The organism is Amphritea pacifica (assembly GCF_016924145.1).
Classification (GTDB): domain Bacteria; phylum Pseudomonadota; class Gammaproteobacteria; order Pseudomonadales; family Balneatricaceae; genus Amphritea; species Amphritea pacifica.
In genome coordinates this window covers 1-19,382 of the sequence record NZ_JAFFZO010000037.1, presented here as the reverse complement: position 1 = coordinate 19,382, position 19,382 = coordinate 1, and the positions used below count along the sequence as shown (strand labels likewise).

At 49.1% G+C, this 19,382-nt stretch carries 13 protein-coding genes; 6 read left to right on the top strand and 7 right to left on the bottom strand.

The window, feature by feature from the left end; translation table 11 throughout:
- Positions 1–96: 96 nt before the first annotated feature.
- Both JW499_RS18235 and JW499_RS18230 read right to left on the bottom strand, forming a co-directional pair.
- On the bottom strand, positions 97–1,383 hold the full coding sequence (locus tag JW499_RS18235; RefSeq protein WP_205211929.1) for a hypothetical protein: 1,287 nt from the start codon (positions 1,381–1,383) through the stop codon (positions 97–99).
- Positions 1,384–1,424: 41 nt separating this feature from the next.
- The gene (locus JW499_RS18230; protein ID WP_205211928.1) at positions 1,425–1,877 is read right to left on the bottom strand and encodes a hypothetical protein; all 453 of its coding nucleotides are present in this window, start codon (positions 1,875–1,877) and stop codon (positions 1,425–1,427) included.
- Between the two features lie 435 nt (positions 1,878–2,312).
- Here JW499_RS18230 and acnB point away from each other — a divergent pair, with 435 nt between their 5' ends.
- Positions 2,313–4,907 carry a bifunctional aconitate hydratase 2/2-methylisocitrate dehydratase gene (gene acnB / locus JW499_RS18225; RefSeq protein WP_205211927.1) on the top strand — a complete coding sequence of 865 codons (2,595 nt, stop codon included), beginning with the start codon at positions 2,313–2,315 and terminating at the stop codon, positions 4,905–4,907.
- A gap of 460 nt (positions 4,908–5,367) precedes the next feature.
- Here the strand turns inward: acnB and JW499_RS18220 are convergent, their stop codons facing one another.
- The gene (locus JW499_RS18220) at positions 5,368–8,163 is read right to left on the bottom strand and encodes a bifunctional aconitate hydratase 2/2-methylisocitrate dehydratase (protein WP_205211926.1); all 2,796 of its coding nucleotides are present in this window, start codon (positions 8,161–8,163) and stop codon (positions 5,368–5,370) included.
- A gap of 751 nt (positions 8,164–8,914) precedes the next feature.
- Between JW499_RS18220 and acnA the strand changes: the two genes are divergently transcribed.
- Positions 8,915–11,632: an aconitate hydratase AcnA gene (acnA, locus tag JW499_RS18215; RefSeq protein WP_205211925.1), complete on the top strand. Its 2,718-nt coding sequence runs from the start codon at positions 8,915–8,917 to the stop codon at positions 11,630–11,632.
- Between the two features lie 95 nt (positions 11,633–11,727).
- Here the strand turns inward: acnA and JW499_RS18210 are convergent, their stop codons facing one another.
- Together JW499_RS18210 and JW499_RS18205 are read right to left on the bottom strand one after the other, a co-directional pair.
- Positions 11,728–12,582, bottom strand: a complete 855-nt coding sequence (locus tag JW499_RS18210) for a PA4780 family RIO1-like protein kinase (RefSeq protein ID WP_205211924.1) — start codon at positions 12,580–12,582, stop codon at positions 11,728–11,730.
- Positions 12,583–12,743: 161 nt separating this feature from the next.
- Complete coding sequence (locus tag JW499_RS18205; protein WP_205211923.1) at positions 12,744–13,919, bottom strand: p-hydroxyphenylacetate 3-hydroxylase oxygenase component; 1,176 nt, start codon at positions 13,917–13,919, stop codon at positions 12,744–12,746.
- Between the two features lie 352 nt (positions 13,920–14,271).
- Here JW499_RS18205 and hpaA point away from each other — a divergent pair, with 352 nt between their 5' ends.
- Positions 14,272–15,228, top strand: a complete 957-nt coding sequence (gene hpaA / locus JW499_RS18200) for a 4-hydroxyphenylacetate catabolism regulatory protein HpaA (protein WP_232846507.1) — start codon at positions 14,272–14,274, stop codon at positions 15,226–15,228.
- Positions 15,229–15,449: 221 nt separating this feature from the next.
- Complete coding sequence (locus tag JW499_RS18195) at positions 15,450–16,379, top strand: flavin reductase (RefSeq protein WP_205211922.1); 930 nt, start codon at positions 15,450–15,452, stop codon at positions 16,377–16,379.
- A gap of 68 nt (positions 16,380–16,447) precedes the next feature.
- Here the strand turns inward: JW499_RS18195 and JW499_RS18190 are convergent, their stop codons facing one another.
- Together JW499_RS18190 and JW499_RS18185 are read right to left on the bottom strand one after the other, a co-directional pair.
- Positions 16,448–17,287: a class III extradiol dioxygenase family protein gene (locus JW499_RS18190; RefSeq protein ID WP_205211921.1), complete on the bottom strand. Its 840-nt coding sequence runs from the start codon at positions 17,285–17,287 to the stop codon at positions 16,448–16,450.
- On the bottom strand, positions 17,280–17,645 hold the full coding sequence (locus JW499_RS18185; protein ID WP_205211920.1) for a protocatechuate 3,4-dioxygenase: 366 nt from the start codon (positions 17,643–17,645) through the stop codon (positions 17,280–17,282). The genes JW499_RS18190 and JW499_RS18185 overlap by 8 nt, the downstream gene beginning before the upstream one ends.
- A 150-nt stretch (positions 17,646–17,795) precedes the next feature.
- Here JW499_RS18185 and JW499_RS18180 point away from each other — a divergent pair, with 150 nt between their 5' ends.
- Both JW499_RS18180 and JW499_RS18175 read left to right on the top strand, forming a co-directional pair.
- Positions 17,796–18,683, top strand: a complete 888-nt coding sequence (locus tag JW499_RS18180) for a helix-turn-helix domain-containing protein (RefSeq protein WP_205211919.1) — start codon at positions 17,796–17,798, stop codon at positions 18,681–18,683.
- Between the two features lie 112 nt (positions 18,684–18,795).
- The gene (locus JW499_RS18175; RefSeq protein ID WP_205211918.1) at positions 18,796–19,218 is read left to right on the top strand and encodes an immunity protein Imm33 domain-containing protein; all 423 of its coding nucleotides are present in this window, start codon (positions 18,796–18,798) and stop codon (positions 19,216–19,218) included.
- Positions 19,219–19,382 lie beyond the last annotated feature (164 nt).

Here is a 19,382-nt window from a genome sequence, read left to right as displayed (position 1 = left end):
CAAAATATCTCCGGCTACATTTTTATTAGTTACTAAATAAATCCCTGAATTGCCACATTACTACAGAAGAAATTAAGGGCCATCAACTGCTGCTTATTACGACCTGAACGCACCCAGAGCATGGGCGGCCGTCATAAATGAAAACACATAACGCTGGTGAATCTTAAGCACTTTTACCACTTCCAGCGCTGACAGACTATGCCTTCCCCACAAACTGCTGATTGTAGTCGCATGAGGTATTGCCAGCAGACGGTCAAAATCGAGACGCTGTGTCAGCCGATGGGGCTGCTCCGGGTCTATATTGCGGTTAAGACGCCCTTTCGATGTCCAGAGTGCCAGTTTCCAGATCATCTCATCACTTTCCACCAGTAAAACTTTTGATCCAGTCATACTTGGTCGCTCAAGATCCAGATCCGGACGCACCTTCAGCGTAAGCTCCTGATAACCGAAACGGGTAAGCGCCAGAGGGATCAGAAGGTCTTCACTGAAATCAAAAAGAAACTTCTTATGTTCAGGAATATATGCCAGCGTTCCGGGTAATCCGGTAATCTCCACCGGCACCTTCTGCGCCTCACCTTCAACAATGGCCTGCTGCAAGATTGCCAGCAGGGTCGAATCCTCTTTAAAGAAAACCCTGCGCCGCTGATCCGGTTCATACATATTGACATCAGGGGCGTTGCCACAACATTCATAGACCATCTGATAGGAGAGTCTGGCTTTGACATCCTGAGGTTTCTTTTCTGCAGTTTTACGTCCAACCGGCACGACCACTGCTGACTCAACCTGCGCCTTAGGGGGAACAGCAACAGTATCAGCCTCAACCTTAACAACGTCGCCATCACTCTCCGGATTCACCGGGGCGGGCTGGCTACCAAGCTGAAACCGCTGTCGTACTTCAGAAGAGCTCTGATCACGGTCTGAGGTGATGGTTTTATAATCGGCCATTGCCTGACGCCCCGTAGCCAGGCGTTTCTGATAGGCCTGAAACGCTTTTTCGCCTTCATTGCGAACCTGATTATCAGGTTGCTGATCGCCATCAGCGGGAACAAAAGACTCAATTGCCTGGTTGATCGCTTTAATCAGACGTTTACCATCGAGGGGTTTGCGTAGCGTCTCAAATCCGGGAAACTGATTCTCAGTGGCAGTAACTGCAATAATTGGGCGGCTATTGCGATATTGCTCAACAACCGGTTTTACAGCCGGGTGCTCCATATCGATGATCAGAACATCAGCATGCTCAGTCGAGACCAGACTGTACACACTGCGGTGCTGCATAAAGAACAGATCCATCGCTGTTTTAGATTGCAACTCAAAGCCGACGATTCCCAGCTTAATGACATTGCTTGCAGCACGCTTATTCAACTTGATATGAGATACCCCCACAACTACGCCCACCCCGTTATAGTGAGAAATTAAAATAGAGATTAATGCAGTGAAAAGCTACCGTTACAGAGCACAGATTTCTGTTTGTTTAATTGTAACAATCTGTAATTATCGCCATCTGCCAGAGCTGCCTGAAACAGCTCAAGATCTTCTTTTCTGATCAGATCGGCCCCCTGCTCTAACAGCCGTTTACGCAACGCCTGCCCCTTACCTTCAAGGGTCAGAGACAGATCCAGCAGCGCACCGGTCAGTTCAGCCTCATCATGACATAAGATAGACAGATACACCCGCTGCACCTGATTACGCAGGTTATTGGGCCGGGAGGCTACCAAACGATTGAAATGATGCAATAAAACAGACTTGTGTGGCCCGTCATAGATTAGCTCTTTACCCTCTAATGCGGTAAAAAGAGTCTCAATGTTAAGAGCATTTAGCCCTTCAAGCTCAGCATTCAGTTCCCAGCCGGAAACTGCCGCCCAAATTGGTGAATTCACAAGCCCGCCCTCTACTACTAAGATTTACTGAATCCGACAACTGTTGATCACTCAACCGGACTAACTAGTAACTAACGTTAATATAAATACATGTGCTTGGGTAATGATAAGTACACATTTTAGTGACTTAAGTTGAATAATACATAAATCACTCAGGCTTTTGTAATTCGCAGGAGATAACGTTGATCTGCATCACATAGATCTCACCCACTATTTTAACTATGAATACATTAACTTAGCCGATTATCCACTATACCTGAATCAAAAGTATTAGCGGTAAAACTTCCTACAAATCTTAACTTTAGAGTGCATTTAGGCTAAAATTTATGCGCCAATTTAAGCTAGATTTAAGTTAGGCGTCTAAGATTACCGGTCGACTGTCAGACCGTTACATACCAATATTGTCTGACAGAGATAACAGATGAGGGGTATATCGTGCTTGAAGCTTACCGTAAACATGTAGAAGAACGCGCCCAGGAAGGCGTGCCGGCAAAACCACTGGATGCAGATCAGACTGCAGCGCTGGTTGACTTATTAAAAAACCCTCCTGCTGGCGAAGAAGCATTTATCCTTGACCTCTTGGAAAACCGTGTACCTGCTGGTGTTGACCAGGCAGCCTATGTTAAAGCTGGTTTTCTGGCTGCAATCGCAAAAGGTGAAGCCGAATCGCCACTGATTGACAAAATCAGAGCCGTTCAACTGCTCGGCACTATGCTGGGCGGATATAACATCCAGCCACTGATCGCGGCGCTTGATGAAGATGATCTTGCGCCGACTGCAGTAAAGGCTCTGTCCCATACACTGCTGATGTTTGACGCATTCCATGATGTAAAAGATAAAGCGGACAATGGCAACACGTTCGCTAAACAGGTTCTGGAATCCTGGGCGGCTGGCGAATGGTTCACCTCTAAGCCTGAACTGCCTGAGAAGATCACCGTTACCGTATTCAAAGTACCGGGTGAAACGAATACAGACGACCTGTCCCCTGCTCCCGATGCCTTCACCCGGCCGGATATCCCATTGCACGCCAATGCGATGCTGAAAATGGAACGTGAAGGTATCGAACCCGTTCAGCCAGGTTCGGTTGGTCCACTGAAGCAGATTGAAGAGGTAAAAGCAAAGGGCTACCCGGTTGCCTACGTAGGTGACGTAGTGGGTACCGGCTCTTCGCGTAAATCTGCAACCAACTCCGTACTGTGGTTTTTCGGTGACGATATTCCGCATGTACCCAACAAGCGCGCCGGCGGTTACTGCTTCGGCGGCAAGATCGCTCCTATCTTCTTCAACACCATGGAAGATGCAGGCGCCCTGCCGATCGAAATGGATGTAGACAAGATGAATATGGGCGATGTCGTTGACATCTATCCGTATGAAGGCAAAGCAGTCAATGCTGAAACTGGCGAAACTCTGTGTGAATTCGCATTGAAAACACAGGTACTGCTGGACGAAGTTCGTGCCGGAGGTCGTATCCCGCTGATCATTGGCCGGGGGCTGACTGACCGCGCCCGAGAGGCGCTTGGCCTGGGCCCGGTTGATCTGTTCCGCAAACCCGAACAGCCTGCTGATACAGGTAAAGGCTACTCTCTGGCTCAGAAGATGGTGGGTAAAGCATGTGGCGTGGCAGGCGTTCGCCCAGGCACATACTGCGAACCTAAGATGACCACAGTAGGCTCTCAGGACACAACGGGCCCGATGACCCGCGACGAACTGAAAGATCTGGCATGTCTTGGCTTCTCTGCCGACCTGACCATGCAGTCTTTCTGTCACACAGCGGCTTATCCTAAACCCGTTGATGTACAAACACATCACACTCTTCCAGACTTTATTATGAACCGCGGCGGCGTATCCCTGCGTCCAGGTGACGGTGTCATCCACTCCTGGCTGAACCGTATGCTGCTGCCTGATACTGTTGGTACCGGCGGCGACTCTCACACCCGCTTCCCGATCGGCATCTCATTCCCGGCAGGTTCTGGTCTGGTAGCCTTCGCAGCGGCGACCGGCGTTATGCCTCTGGATATGCCTGAATCGGTTCTGGTGCGCTTCAAGGGCACTAAACTGCAGCCGGGCATCACCCTGCGCGATCTGGTTAACGCGATCCCCTATTACGCGATCAAACAGGGCCTGCTGACCGTTGCAAAATCAGGCAAGAAAAACATCTTCTCCGGCCGTATTCTGGAAATTGAAGGTCTTCCGGATCTGAAAGTTGAACAGGCGTTCGAGCTGTCTGACTCCGCAGCTGAACGCTCTGCTGCTGCGTGTTCTATCAAGCTGGATGCTGAGCCGATCAAAGAGTACCTCAACTCCAACATCACCATGCTGAAGTGGATGATTGCTGAAGGTTACGGTGACCCACGCACAATTGAGCGCCGCATCAAGGGCATGGAAGAGTGGTTGGCGAATCCTGAACTGATGGAAGGCGATGCTGACGCAGACTATGCTGCCGTGATCGAGATCGATCTGGAAGATGTTAAAGAGCCCATCCTGGCCTGCCCGAACGACCCTGATGACGTTAAGCTGCTGTCGGAAGTTGCCGGCACCCACATTGATGAAGTATTCATCGGTTCCTGCATGACCAACATCGGCCACTTCCGCGCCGCAGGTAAGCTGCTGGAAGCATCTGGCGCGTCGATCCCAACCCGTATGTGGATCGCACCACCGACCAAGATGGATGCCGCTCAGTTGACCGAAGAGGGTTACTACAACATCTTCGGTAAAGCGGGTGCACGTATTGAGATGCCGGGCTGTTCACTGTGCATGGGTAACCAGGCCCGTGTCGGTGATAACACCACTGTTGTGTCAACCTCCACCCGAAACTTCCCCAACCGCCTCGGTACCGGTGCTAACGTCTTCCTGTCGTCTGCCGAACTGGCAGCGGTGGCAGCACTGATGGGTAAGATCCCGACGGTTGAAGAGTACATGAACTACGCGACTAAGATTGACAGCATGTCTGTCGATGTTTACCGCTACCTGAACTTCGATCAGATCGATTCTTATATCGACAAAGCATCTAACGTGATCGCCACGGCGTAATCGTAATATCACCTGATGAAACGCTCTAATGTTTATTTAAGCATTAGAGCGATAGAAGGACTTGATAAAAATCCGATGTTGATACCAGCATCGGATTTTTTTATATTCATCGCGCTTTATCGGCAAAGGATGCCAGCATATTTGATACGCTGTGGAGCGATACAACAGCCTGAAAGCAACTCACCACAGCGGACACGGAGAGCACAGAGAAAACCCTATAAATAGAGTTTCACCGCGCACTCTGAGGTAAATAGTTCCCTGATACTTTTCAGCACAACCTATCCGGGTTCCACCCGCCAGTTATAGGGCTGTTTTCTGCAACGCCAGACGTTCAGGCTTTTGACACGCTACATTTAGCGAAATCACGGCTAACGAAAAGCGGGTCAGAATGAAAACCAAACCGCAAACATAAAAAAAGCCCTGAAGAATCAGGGCTTTTTGTTAGTCACGTTATCAGTGATTAAAGACGCACAGCCGGGATAGCGGTATGCGCTACGCTCAGGTCCTGACTAGGCGGAACAAAAGAGGTCAGGTTGATACCATCAACGGCTTCTTTATACTCCTCCAGAGTCGGGAAGCGACCCAGGATAGTAGACAGAACAACCATTGGCGTTGACCCCAGCAAAGACTCACCTTTCTTCTCTGCACTATCTTCTACAACCCGGCCCTGGAACAGACGGGTAGAAGTGGCCAGCACAGTGTCACCAGGCGCTGCTTTTTCCTGGTTACCCATACACAGGTTACACCCAGGACGCTCTAAGTAGAGAATGTTTTCATACTGAGTACGCGCTTTTTCTTTTGGATGCTCATCATCGAAAGTGAAGCCAGCGTATTTCGCGAGAACCTCCCAGTCACCTTCTGCTTTCAGCTCATCAACGATGTTGTACGTTGGTGGAGCAACAACCAGCGGCGCGTTAAAGGTGATCGGACCTTTCTTCTCCAGGTTACGCAACATCGCAGCGATGATCTGCATATCGCCTTTGTGAACCATACAGGAACCAATGAAGCCCAGATCTACCTTACGGCCATCATAGTAAGAAGCCGGACGGATCACGTCATGGGTGTAACGCTTGGAGATATCTTCGTTGTTTACGTCTGGGTCAGCAATCATTGGCTCATCGATTGCGTCCAGGTCAACAACCAGCTCAGCGTAATACTTAGCGTTATCGTCCGGAGCCAGAGCAGGTGCTTCGCCAGATTTAACTTCAGCGATACGCTTGTCAGCCAGGTCGATCAGGCCTTGCAGCATGCCCGCTGCGTTATCCATACCTTTGTCGATCATGATCTGGATACGGGACTTAGCCAGTTCCAGAGACTTAATCAGCGTCTCGTCTGTAGAAATACAGATAGACGCTTTCGCTTTCATCTCTGCAGTCCAGTCAGTGAAGGTGAAGGCCTGGTCAGCCAGCAGAGTACCGATCTGTACTTCAATAACACGACCCTGGAATACGTTTTCACCACCAAACTTCTTCAGCATCTGCGCCTGAGTGGCGTGAACGATGTCGCGGAAGTCCATGTGAGGCTTCATGGACCCTTTGAAGGTTACCTTCACAGACTCAGGGATTGGCATAGCAGACTCACCTGTCGCCAGTGCAATTGCAACAGTACCGGAGTCAGCCCCAAAGGCGATACCTTTAGACATACGGGTGTGAGAATCACCACCAATGATGATAGCCCGGTCGTCAACGGTGATGTCATTCAGTACTTTGTGAATAACGTCAGTCATTGAGTGGTAAACGCCTTTCGGATCACGTGCTGTGATGACACCGAATGCGTTCATGAAGGCCATCAGCTTAGGCGTGTTTGCTTTAGCTTTGTTATCCCATACAGATGCTGTGTGACAACCAGACTGGAAGGCACCATCAACACTTGCAGAAATAGTAGAAGCAGCCATCGCTTCCAGTTCCTGACAGGTCATAGGCCCCGTAGTGTCCTGAGAACCGACAATGTTCACTTTAACACGAACGTCAGAGCCCGCGTGAAGAGGCGTAGAAGACGCCACACCAACAGCGTTGCGGTTGAAGATCTTTTCAACAGCCGTCAGGCCCTGACCCTCGTGAGAGATCTCTTTGGATTGCGCGTAAACAGCTGGCGCTTCAACGCCCAGAGTTTCAGCAGCGAACGTTTGCAGTTTCTTACCGAAGGTTACCGCGTAAGAACCACCCGCTTTCATGAATTCAACTTTTTGTGGCGTGAAAGCATCGGCTACGTCAACCAGCTCCTGGTCACCGTTGTACAGTTTTTTCGCTTTAGTATCGATAGTCAGAACGGTACCAGTAGCAACAGAATATGCTTCTTCCAGTACAGGATCACCGTTTTCGTCACGAACAACTTCGCCGTTTGCGTCAGTTTTCTTAACCCAGTTTTTCAGGTCCAGACCGATACCGCCAGTTACACCCACAGTAGTCAGGAAGATAGGCGCGATGCCATTAGTACCTGCAACGACCGGACGGTTATTGATGAATGGGATGTATGGAGACGTTTTTTCCCCCGCCCACAGTGCCACGTTGTTAACACCTGACATACGGGAAGAACCTACGCCCATGGTGCCTTTTTCAGCAATCAGCATCACTTTAGCGTCAGGATGCTGCTTGCCCAGCTCAACGATCTCCTGCTGAGCTTCTGGCGAAATCATGCACAGGCCATGCAGTTCACGGTCAGCACGCGAGTGGGACTGATTGCCCGGAGAGAGTAAGTCAGTGGAGATATCACCCTCAGCAGCAATGTAGGTAACCACTTTGATCTTCTCTGGAATATCATCCAGCTTGGTGAAGAACTCAGCTTTTGAGTAGCTTTCCAGGATATCTTTAGCGATCGCATTGCCCGCTTTGAAAGCATCAGACAAACGAGTGTAGTCAGCATCGTACAGGAATACCTGAGATTTCAGAACCTCACCTGCAGCAGCAGCCTGAGCGTCGTCAGACAGCGCAATATCCAGCAAAGCAGCAACAGAAGGCCCGCCTTTCATGTGAGATAGCTGCTCAAGAGCAAACTCAGGAGAGATTTCGGCAACCGTTTCTTTGCCCAGAGCGATATCTTTGAGGAAAGCCGCTTTAACGCCAGCCGCGGGAGTAGTACCAGGCAGAGTGTTGTAGATGAAGAAGTTCAAAGATGCTTCACGATGCTCATTACCAGCGTCTTTAATCTGGGCAATGATTTCAGAAAGTAGCTCTGCGCTATCAATCGGTTTGGGATTCAGGCCAAGGTCCTTTTTACGAACCTCAATTTCTTCTAGGTAGTCAGAATAGTAACTCATAGCGTAAAGCGTCTCGTCTCAGTTAATTCTAATTATGAATCTGCGGCAGATTATAAGGAAAAAGCAACAAACAGCTCAATGAAAACAGTTCAAATTGCGCTTATAGTCGGTATAAATAAAATAAATGGCAACAAAATCAATCTGTTCCTGATGGTATACATTGGTTGTAGATCTACATGTTTTTACAAATTTGGGATAGCAGCTCCTTTGCTGAAAAACAGTAATCATTCAGAAAGGATGCTTATTTTCAGGTTGGTCAATATAAGTCAGTCGTTATTTACGACACAGTTGGTTGACGGATGCTCGTGTCCATAGTGATTTAATCGATCGGTCAGAACCATCCCCCTCGCCTCTTGCCGGCTTCAGTTTAACAGCCCTGGTGGCTTCATATGCTGATTCTATTCCAGACCCTTTATTTATTCTTTTGACTAGCCCTCTCTGCCATTTTGCATTGCATAAACCCCGTCCGGCAGCACTTCAAAAATGTCAAAACAGTCTATGGGCACTAGCAAATAGTCGTAAATTGTATGAAATCAAGACAAAAATAGCGCTACCACCCTTGCCTTAAGACTTTAATCGGCTAACATTGTCGACAATCTTAATAATGTAATAATTTATGTTGCAGGTGATAGCGGTTCGTTTGACGGCTGAATATATGACTAAGCAAGGAGATCGGGCTACTCCAATGACCGGAGGCTCGTGCAAAGAGGCTATAGGTTCAGCAACGTCCCATCTGCGTGAGGAATAGAATATGACAAGTCCTATCGATTTTGATCCATCCCGTTCCATTAAAACTCTCCCCGGAACAGCACACCGCTACCATAGCCTTCCAGAAACCGCTGCACTCTTTGGTATAAAGCTTGATGAACTGCCCTTTTCTCTTCGCCCTATTCTGGAAGGTATCGCCCGAAATGTTGGCCAGAACGGCGTAACCGCTGAGCAGATTCTGGCGCTTGGAAACTGGACAGAACATCAGGGCACACAGCCGGTTGAAATACCTTTCACAGCAGGTCGCGTCATTATGCACGACCTGAGCGGCACACCAGCCATTGTGGATTTTGCTGCTATGCGCTCAGCGGTTCAGCGCATGGGCATGGACCCCGCCATCATTGAGCCGTTGGTACGTGCAGATCTGGTTATCGATCACACAGTGACAATGGACAACACAGGCAGCCCGGCCTCTCTGAGAATCAATGGAGAGCTTGAGGCGGCCAGAAACAGAGAGCGCTATGCCTTTTTGAAATGGGGCGCGCAGGCATTCAAAACCATCAGGATTATTCCTCCGCAAACCGGCATTGTTCATCAGGTTAACCTGGAGTATCTGGCACAAGGCTATCTCAACATTAATGGACTGATGGTCCCGGATACCCTCATTGGTATGGACAGCCATACGCCAATGGCGAACGCTTTAGGTATCGTGGGCTGGGGTGTTGGCGGGATCGAAGCCGGTGCCTCCATGCTGGGCCAGCCTATGCAGATGCTGGCCCCTGAAGTCGTGGGTGTTGAACTCACAGGGGCATTAAGAGAGGGAGTCACCGCGACCGACCTGGTACTGACGATCACGGAGATGTTGAGAAACTATCCGGGCGGTGTTGTAGGTAAGTTTGTCGAATACATCGGCGAGGGATGCGCCAGCCTTTCCCTGCCTGACCGGGCCACCATCGCCAATATGTCACCTGAATATGGCGCAACCATGGGCTTCTTCCCATTTGATGCGATCTCTGCCGACTACCTGAGAGCAACCGGCAGGGATGGTGATCTGCCACTCGCATTCTATAAAGCACAAAATATGGCCTGGACACCAGGCCAGCCGCTGCCACGCTATACCGATCTTCTTCAGCTTGATCTGGCCACGGTTGAACCGTCTGTCGCCGGCCCCAAAAGGCCTCAGGACCGGTTACCGCTGGCTGAGCTTGGCAACGTTTTCAGGAAAGCGGCGGCTGAAGGAGCGCGTAAGCCTGAAGTCGTTAATGTGACGCCAATGAAAGCAGACGATGCAGGTATTTTCGCACCGTTACCTGAAAGGGAGTTAAAAGACGGCGATATCGTGATTGCAGCGATTACAGCCTGCACCAATACATCCAACCCCGGCTTATTGATTGCGGCCGGCTTACTTGCCAGGAAAGCGAATGAGCTTGGGATGAAAGTACCCGATGGCGTTAAAACATCTCTGGCACCGGGATCACCGGTTGCAACCGACTTTTTAACCAGGGCGGGACTACAACAGCATCTGGATGCACTGGGCTTTAATACCGCCGGTTATGGGTGTACAACCTGCGTGGGTAATTCCGGCCCTCTGGCACCGAGCATTGAAGAAGCGTTGCAAAACCACGATATTATCGCAGCCTCTGTTTTATCCGGTAACCGAAACTTTGAAGGCCGTGTGCATCCGGATGTTGATACCAACTTCCTCATGTCACCACCACTGGTTGTTGCCATGGCCATTGCAGGCAACGTGAATATTGATGTGACCACTCAGCCAATTGGTCAGGATGCAAAAGGCAACGATGTTTTCCTTAAAGATATCTGGCCGAGCAACGCTGAAATCACTCAGACCATGCATGAATGTATGGATCCGAAAGCCTTCAGAGAAACCTATGAGAACGCCCTCGACGGCCCTGAGACCTGGCAGAACCTGGCATCGCCAACCGGTCCCGTTTATGACTGGGATCCAGATTCAACCTACATCCAGGAGATCTCTTTCTTCGACGGCTTCTCACTGGAAACTCCTGAGGACGCGCTAAACAATATCTCAGGGGCACGCATGCTGGTGATGTGTGATGACAATACCACCACTGACCATATTTCACCGGTAAGCCGCATACGTCCAGACTCCCCTCCTGGCGAATACCTGATCTCGCAAGGTGTTGCAGAGGGCGATCTGACATCACTTGGGGCGCGCCGGGGCAACCACCACGTCATGCTGCGCAGTATTTTTGGCAATACTAAAGCCAGAAACCTGATGCTGCCTGGCACCACGGGCGCTGTCACCCGTTATCACCCGGCTGCCGGCGAGCCTGTTCAGATGTCTATTTACGACGCGGCTGCACGTTACCGTGAAGAAGGCAGATCCACTGTTGTATTTGGCGGCAAACTGTATGGCACCGGATCGTCACGAGACTGGGCCGCGAAAGGACCTGCTCTGCTGGGTGTCAGAGCGATTATTGCTGAAAGTTTTGAGCGTATTCACAAATCCAATCTGGTAGGAATGGGTGTTTTACCGCTGCAATTACCGCAAGGGGTCACACGGGCATCTCTCAATCTGGATGGATCAGAAACCTTTGACCTGAATGGTATTGATACACTTGAGCCCAGAGGCTCAGTAGAACTGACCATTCACCGAGCGGATGGCTCATCTCAGCAGATCGAGCTGCTGTCGCGTATCGATACCTCATCCGAGCTGGATCAGATACGTCATAAAGGCATCCTGCCGATGGTGTTACGGGATATTATCACCGCGAATACATAACAGGACAGCGTAAGCGAAAGATACTGACTAAAAAGCCCGCAGCATGCGGGTTTTTATTTAACTAACGGCCTGTAGAGGACCAGGCCGGTCGGAAATTAAATCCCCTCAGCCTCTTTCAGCCGCTCCTGCCGCTCACGTTCCTCCTGCATAACCGCTTTGATCTCCTCCAATACAGAGTCAACATCAGCGCTATCGGCATCACCGTCATAGAGGCCGGTCAGCTCAGTTTCTGGCTTCAGCTCCCCCTCTTCGTACAGCGCCCACATCTCCTCACCAAAGCGGGACAGACTCAGCACCGGGGCAAACTGGGAATAGTAACGGGTCATATTATTGACATCACGCAACAGCATTGACCTCGCACTGTTATTCGCTGACGCATCAACCGCCTGAGGCAGATCAATCACGACCGGACCATATTCATCCACCAGCACATTAAACTCTGACAGATCACCATGAACAATGCCTTCACACAGCATCAGCTTTATGTAGTGCATCATCACGGCATAATCTTCCAGCGCCTGCTCTTCAGTGAGCAAGACATCACCAAGACGAGGAGCGACATCCCCCTCATCATCCACCACCAGTTCCATCAACAGAACCCCATCGATACAACCAAAGGTTTCAGGAACCCGCACTCCAGCCCGGTACAACCTTGCCAGCGCATCCACTTCAGCGTTCTGCCAGATCTCCTCCTGCTGTTTGCGACCATAGGCAGAGTTCTTTTCCATCGCCCGGGCACGACGACCGCTGCGAACCTTCCGGCCTTCCTGGTATTGAGCTGCATTCTTAAAGCTACGCTTCACGGCATCTTTGTAAACCTTGGCGCAGCGAATCTGACCGGCACAGTTGACGATATAGATGTCAGCCTCTTTACCGCTCATTAACCGGCTAATGACTTCGTCGATCAACCCCTCGTCGATCAGAGGCAGAAGAGATTTTGGTGCTTTCATGCAAACCTATATGTGTAAAAAACAGTTTTAGCCTAGAGTGACAAAACTAAGTCGGCAATACTAACACTTTTATAAATATTTTTAGCTGGAAGAGATTGGATTATTGATCAGGACCCGACAAAAAAAGCCCGCGATAATCGCGGGCTTTCAAAGATTAAAACCTAAACCATCGTAGGATCAGGCTCCATCCCCATCAGCGAGCGCCCCAGAATCTGTTTACAAACATCGTAATCAGTGTAAGCGTGTGCCGCTGTCATGTTGCAATCTCTCCACAAACGCTGAATCTCGTTGTCGTGGATCCAGGTTGAACCACCGGACACTTCAAACAAACGGTTTACCGCATCACAGCACATTTTCACCGCATAAGCCTGATTGGTACGCCAGAACGCCAGTTCTTCATCCGTTGGGTAACGATGCTGTTCACCAAACGCTTTGTGCTCATCCCAGGTTTTCTCCATGAATGCTCTTGCAGCGGCAACCTGATGGGTCGATTCAGCCAGACGCATCAGAGGGGCAACCTCTTTACCTGAAGCAGCAAGGGTGTAAGCACGGGTACGGTTCTTAGTCAGGTTCTTGTAGACCTCAAGCATCCGTTCTGCGATACCCAGGGCCATTGCGGCGAAACCACATGCGAAGTATGGGCGGTAGGGTGCGTAAAAAATCTTACTGTCGGGATAGAGGCCAAAACCGGAAGACTGTCCCGTCATCATCGCTTTAGCTTTCTCGATACGATGCTCTGGAATAAAGGTATTTTCTTTAATTTTAAGGGTCTTAGTGCCTGAAGATTTCATACCGGCAGAGTACCAGTCATCTTCAATTTCGTAATCGCTGGCAGGCACAACACCGAAACAGTAATCCTTTTCACCGGTTTCTGGATTATCACGCAGGAAGCCAAGAATCGCCCACTCAGCGTGATCACAACCGGAGCTCCACTTCATATCGCCGTTAAAGATAACGCCACCTTCGCACTCTTCGGTCTTACCAAATGGAGCGATGGAGCTACTGGCGACTGCATCCGGATTTTCTCCCCAAAACTCTTCCTGCGCTTCTTTTGAGAACATCGCCATCTGATGGCTGTGAGTGATCAGCAGGCTGAAAGCCCAGGCAGTACCACCACACGCCCCGGCAAGGGCTGCAACACAATCGGTCACTTCTGGCAGTGACAATTCTAAACCGCCATAAGCTTTAGGCTGTAAGGCGCGATGCAGCTTAATCGATTTTAACAGACGGATATTTTCCTCTGGCACTTGTCTCAGCTTCTCTGCCTCAACAGCATTTGCCGCGATAGCAGGGAGAATTTTTTTAAGCTCATCCAGCATCGGATTTGGTCTTTGCATCACTCATTACCTTTCTCATTATTGTTGTCGCAACAGCGGCCTACTGAACCCTATGTACTCACACCCCTGATTCAGGGCCATCTATCAAACTTCTGCATACATTATTGATGACACACCGGCAGAATAAAATGGATCTTTCACAGGCTAACTTGTACTTTTCATTGTTAATATGTGAAGTATATTTATACTATGACTACTATAAAAACAGGACAAAAAGCACATGAAATAGTACTTCAAGTGAAACCAGATCAAACAGAACCGGCTATTACCAGATAGAACTTGTACAAATCAACCTATAACATGACAGCCTCACAGATGCAGTTTCACAGCTATAATAAGGTGATACCCTGATATGGAAAACCTAACCGACAGAAGCAAAGCGATGAGCAGTCACTCTACACCACTTGCCCAAAGCAACAGCCCGTCAGCCGATATCCCTAATATCGATATCGGCAAGGCCTACGATCAGCATTACATCGATGCAGAGATACATTACGAACAACTGGAAAAGCTGGCGGATTTTTTCGGCCGTAATATGCCCGTTCACCACCATGATCGCTTTTATCAGATTCATGTCATTCTCAATGGCACGGTGCGGGTTCATCTGGATGAGACAAGCTACACCGTCGACGGGCCAATGTTTTTCCTGACTCCACCGACCATTCCCCACGCTTTCGTCACTGACAATGATGCTACCGGTCATGTGATTACCGCAAGACAACAACTTGTGTGGGAGCTGATGGGCGAGATGGGACCAACCCGCTGGGGTAACAATGGCATTATGAATAATCCCTTGTGCGTTGCCCTGTCACCCGATTATGATGCCACCGCAAAGAGAATGCTCTACATGCTCAGCCTGATGGCCGATGAGAACGATCATAACAGCATGGAACACTCGCTGGCACTGAAAGCACTGCTCCAACTGGTACTCATCGATATTACCCGGCTATCAGATCAAACCCAGAAAAAACAAAAAATACGTAAAGAGGATGTCCGCATATTTCACCGCTTCAATGAGTTGATTGAAGCCCATTTTCATGAACATCTCTCCCTGGCCCGCTATTCTGCAATGATCAGTGTGACTGAGGCTCGCCTGAATGAGATTTGCAGACGTCTGGCCGGACTACCCTCCAAGCGGCTGATTATGGAGCGACTGATGCAGGAAGCCAGACGCCTGTTAACATACTCTTCTGCACCGATCACGGAGATAAGCTACCAGTTGGGCTTCAAAGACCCGGCTTATTTCGCACGTTTTTTCCGCAGAAATGCAGGCATTACCGCCAGCCAGTACAGAGAAGGAAAAAATTAGCATATAATTTCAATCAGTTAAATCTTCTTTACAATGCTTACTATTCACAGCCACGGGTAAATAGCTTATGAAAAGTACAATTAAAGCAGTGAAAATTATATGTTAACCAGCAGATCTGCCTCTATAATTAATTAATATATTAAGTTTTGTCCTGTCCGGCATATCAACGACAGATACAATAATAACGACATCGCTACACTATTTATCAAAGGTGACCCTCCATGTCTCAGACAGAATTCGACCCAAAAGATTTTCGTCGCGCACTCTCACAGTTTCCTACCGGCGTAACGGTAATCACCACTCTGGATGCTGACGGCAAGCCGGTTGGCGTCACCGCAAGCAGTTTTAACTCGGTATCTATGGATCCGGTTCTGGTGCTCTGGAGCATCGACAAAAGCGCACACAGTCTGCCTGCCTTTGAACAGGCAAAGCATTTTGCTGTGAACGTTTTAGGTCAGGATCAGGTGTCCACATCCAACAATTTTGCCAGCCGGGGTGAAGACAAGTTTGCTAACGCGGCTTATACCGCTGGCCTTGGCGGCGCTCCTGTTCTGGATAATTATGCCGCGCAGTTTGAATGTAAAACCTGGGCGGTTTATGAGGGTGGCGACCACCTTATTCTGGTGGGAGAAGTGATTAATTACCGTTACAACGATAGCGTCGAGCCGCTGGTGTTTGCCCGTGGCAGCTATGCGATCTCTTCTCAACATCCGGAGATGAACAGCTCTCAAGCGGCAACATCACAGGAAGACGATTTCGTTGGCAGTTACCTGCTTTACCTGCTGCGTGTGGCTTACCAGGGCTTTAGTGCTCAGCTCTATCCGAAACTTAAACAACACCATGATATTACCCCGGAAGAGTGGCGCATTCTTGCCCGCATGATCTCCTCACCTGAGATCAATACCCAGGAACTTGCAGAGCGGGTTATGCAGCCCGAAGTAGCCCTCAATCAGACGATCAGCTGGATGGCAGAAAAAGGTCTGGTAGACCTTTCTGCAAACACCGCACGGATTACCACTAAAGGCGCTGAGATCGGAGAGAAGATGAAACAGCTGGCACTGGCTGAAGAAGCCCGGCTGTTGGCATCAATCTCTTCAGAACAATCTGACCAGCTCAAGCAAAACCTGAAGACGCTTATCGCAAAGCTCTGAATAAGCAACAAAAAAAAAGGCCCTGACAGAGTGTCAGGGCCTTTTATTTGAGCCGTGAAGCTACAAACTTATTCGTTGATCAGCAGCTGAATACCCGCAGCGGTATTAGAGATCGGCGCAACCAGGTTGCTATACCCTTCGGTCACCTTACCTGTCAGACAGCCACGCATAGCCATCCACATATTCAGCTCAACACCCTGACCACCCGCCAGTTCAACAATATCTTCCAGAGAGTACTTAGTCAGATACTCTGGATCGGATACGATCTTTTCCATGCACAGCAGATCAAACTCGGTATTGATGATACCTGCACGCTCACCATCCAGCTGGTGAGAAAGACCACCGGTTCCCATCACAACAACTTTCTGATCACCACCGAAAGACTCAATCGCACGGCCGATCTGCTGACCAAAAGCATAGGAGCGCGACAGCTTCGGCATCGGGTGACGTTCGCAGTTGATGCAGATAGGGATAACTTTAACTTTAGAGTAATCCTTAGCCGGATACATCAGTGTCAGAGGTACAGTCAGACCGTGGTCTACCTTAATCTCCTGACAAACGGTTGGATCGAAGTCGTTCTCAACCAGCTCGTTGACGATATGCCATGACAGCTCAGTCTCACCACGAACCGGTGGAATTGGGTTAATGCCCCAGCCTTCATCAGCATTTTCATACTCTGCTGCAGTCCCGACAGCAAAAGTAGGTTTCTTATCCAGAAACATTTCCAGACCATGATCGTTATAGAAGATCACCAGAATGTCTGGATCAACCTCATTAAACCATTTTCTCAGAGGCACATAACTCTGGAAGAAATCGCGCCAATACGGGGTGTCTTCCAGACCTTTGTCCATTGCAACGCCAATGGCTGGAATATGAGATGAACCGATACCGCCTACTATTTTAGCCATTGTTTTTACCTATCCCCTGACTGTCCAGATATGCTTGAAACTCTTCTGTGGTTTTACCTGTTTGCAGACCACCAAAATCCTGTACATTCAATCCAAGAATCGGTCCGATTTTAGCCAGGTAATAGATACTGCCGCCCTCACGGATCAGCCCCAGAACGTCGCGATCACGCACGCACTGCTTCTGAGCTTCGTTCAGCTTAAACTTCTCCATATAGGCTTCTTCATCCGCGACAAACGCATCACGGCCATCCTTGGAGTTAAAAGAGTGAAACATTTTATTGACTGGATAACCCTTCGTGGACATCGGTCCATCGAAAAAGGTAGTGCCTTCAATATCACGCATTTTTTTTATAGTCATTCGAGACTCCATCGAGTTGTGGGACTACCAAAACCCCGTTACCAATATGTAGGTGTTTTCAACAATTTGTATATTACGCACATTACCAATGGATAAAATGCAAATTTCATGCTTTATTATTGTACAAAACACAGATTAGCCAATATTCCTATGTCAGAACTCAATAATCACCACCAGATCCCTATTACTGATTTTTACGGTGAATCAACCTCCTGGCCGGTTGAAGATATGGTTCACAGCGAACAGTTAAGTCTGAGAAGTGCACTCAATAACTGGCAGATCAAACCGCACCGGCACAAAGATCTGATGCAGCTGTTCTTTGTACTTTGTGGTCAGGGTTCAGCTCAGGTCGATAACCGTTCACTGACGCTGAAAGCAGGTGATCTTCTGGTGATACCTGAGCAGTGTGTCCACAAATTTCATTGGGAGAGCGGTTCTGACGGTTTCGTTATCGCCGTTGCCAGCCCGCTACTTAAGCAGATAGAAAAGCTTCTCGATGCCCCCTCCTGGACTCACGGAGCAGCAACCCTGCTCTCCGCCGGTGAACATCAGCTCTATCTGACGTCACTGCTCAGCTCAATCAATGAGGAGTACGCTGGCGCAGATAGTTACCGCCAGTTACTGCTGGAGAACCGCCTGCTGACTCTGGCAATCTGGATAACCCGTCAAAGCACACGGCTTAATGAAGCGATCGCAAAACCTAAAAGCCGCTCAGAGCAGCACTTAAAGCGTTTTACTGACCTGTTAGAAAGTAACTTTAATAAGCAGCACAGTGTCGACTGGTACGCAGAACATGTCGGTGTAACCTCAGCACACCTCAATGAGATCTGTAAAAAGCTCAGACATCAAACCGCTCTAAGCCTGATCCACCAACGCCTGCTGACTGAAGCTCAGCGCACTCTGATTTTTACTGTTAAGCCCGCCTCTGATATCTCTCATCAGCTGGGCTTTTCCGATCCAGCCTACTTCAGTCGCTTTTTTAAGCGACTTTGCGGTGTCACTCCGAAGCAGTTTCGACAATCAAAATTAAAGGATTAGACCAGCCAACATTAACCATCCCGGTTTTTCGACAGGCTTTCAGTTGTGGCTAAACTTTAACGCCAAAGATGCGTAGAATACGGACTTGCTAACACATACAACCGGAGCCGTTATGAGTCTCGACGATATCGATAAGCCTTTAAGCAAAGAAGATGAAACCGCCCAGACCAAAAATGGCTTTCTGGCGCTTGTATCAAAACTGGTGTTTGATGAAAAGCTACCGGTACGTTTTATGTACAAAACCGTACCAGCCCATCTGAATGACACCGGCTGGCGTATGTTTACTGGCTATGAAACCCCGGAGTTTCTGGAAGATGAGGCAACCAACCTGCTGCCGGTGGATGTTGCCAGGATGACGCAACTGGACCCATCGCTAACCGAACTGGTCGAGTACAATGCCGGCACGGTCTGGGAACGCACCCCGGAATCTGAAGGTTGGGAGCGGGTTTATGACTTCAAAATACCCGCAGACACCGTTGAAGTCGAGATCACCAACGATCTTTCAGAGTTTAAACATCAAGAACTTAAACATTAAACCGCGCTGAAAAAATACAGCCTTTCCCTTGAAAGGCTCAGGTTACTGATAAACCCCAGTATTTTTGCTGGGGTTTTGTTTTTCTAAGGCTATTCCAGCGACGTTAGCAAAAACGAGGTAAAAGATTTATGGGACGCTTTGACTCGGCTTAGAGCCTTTCAGGC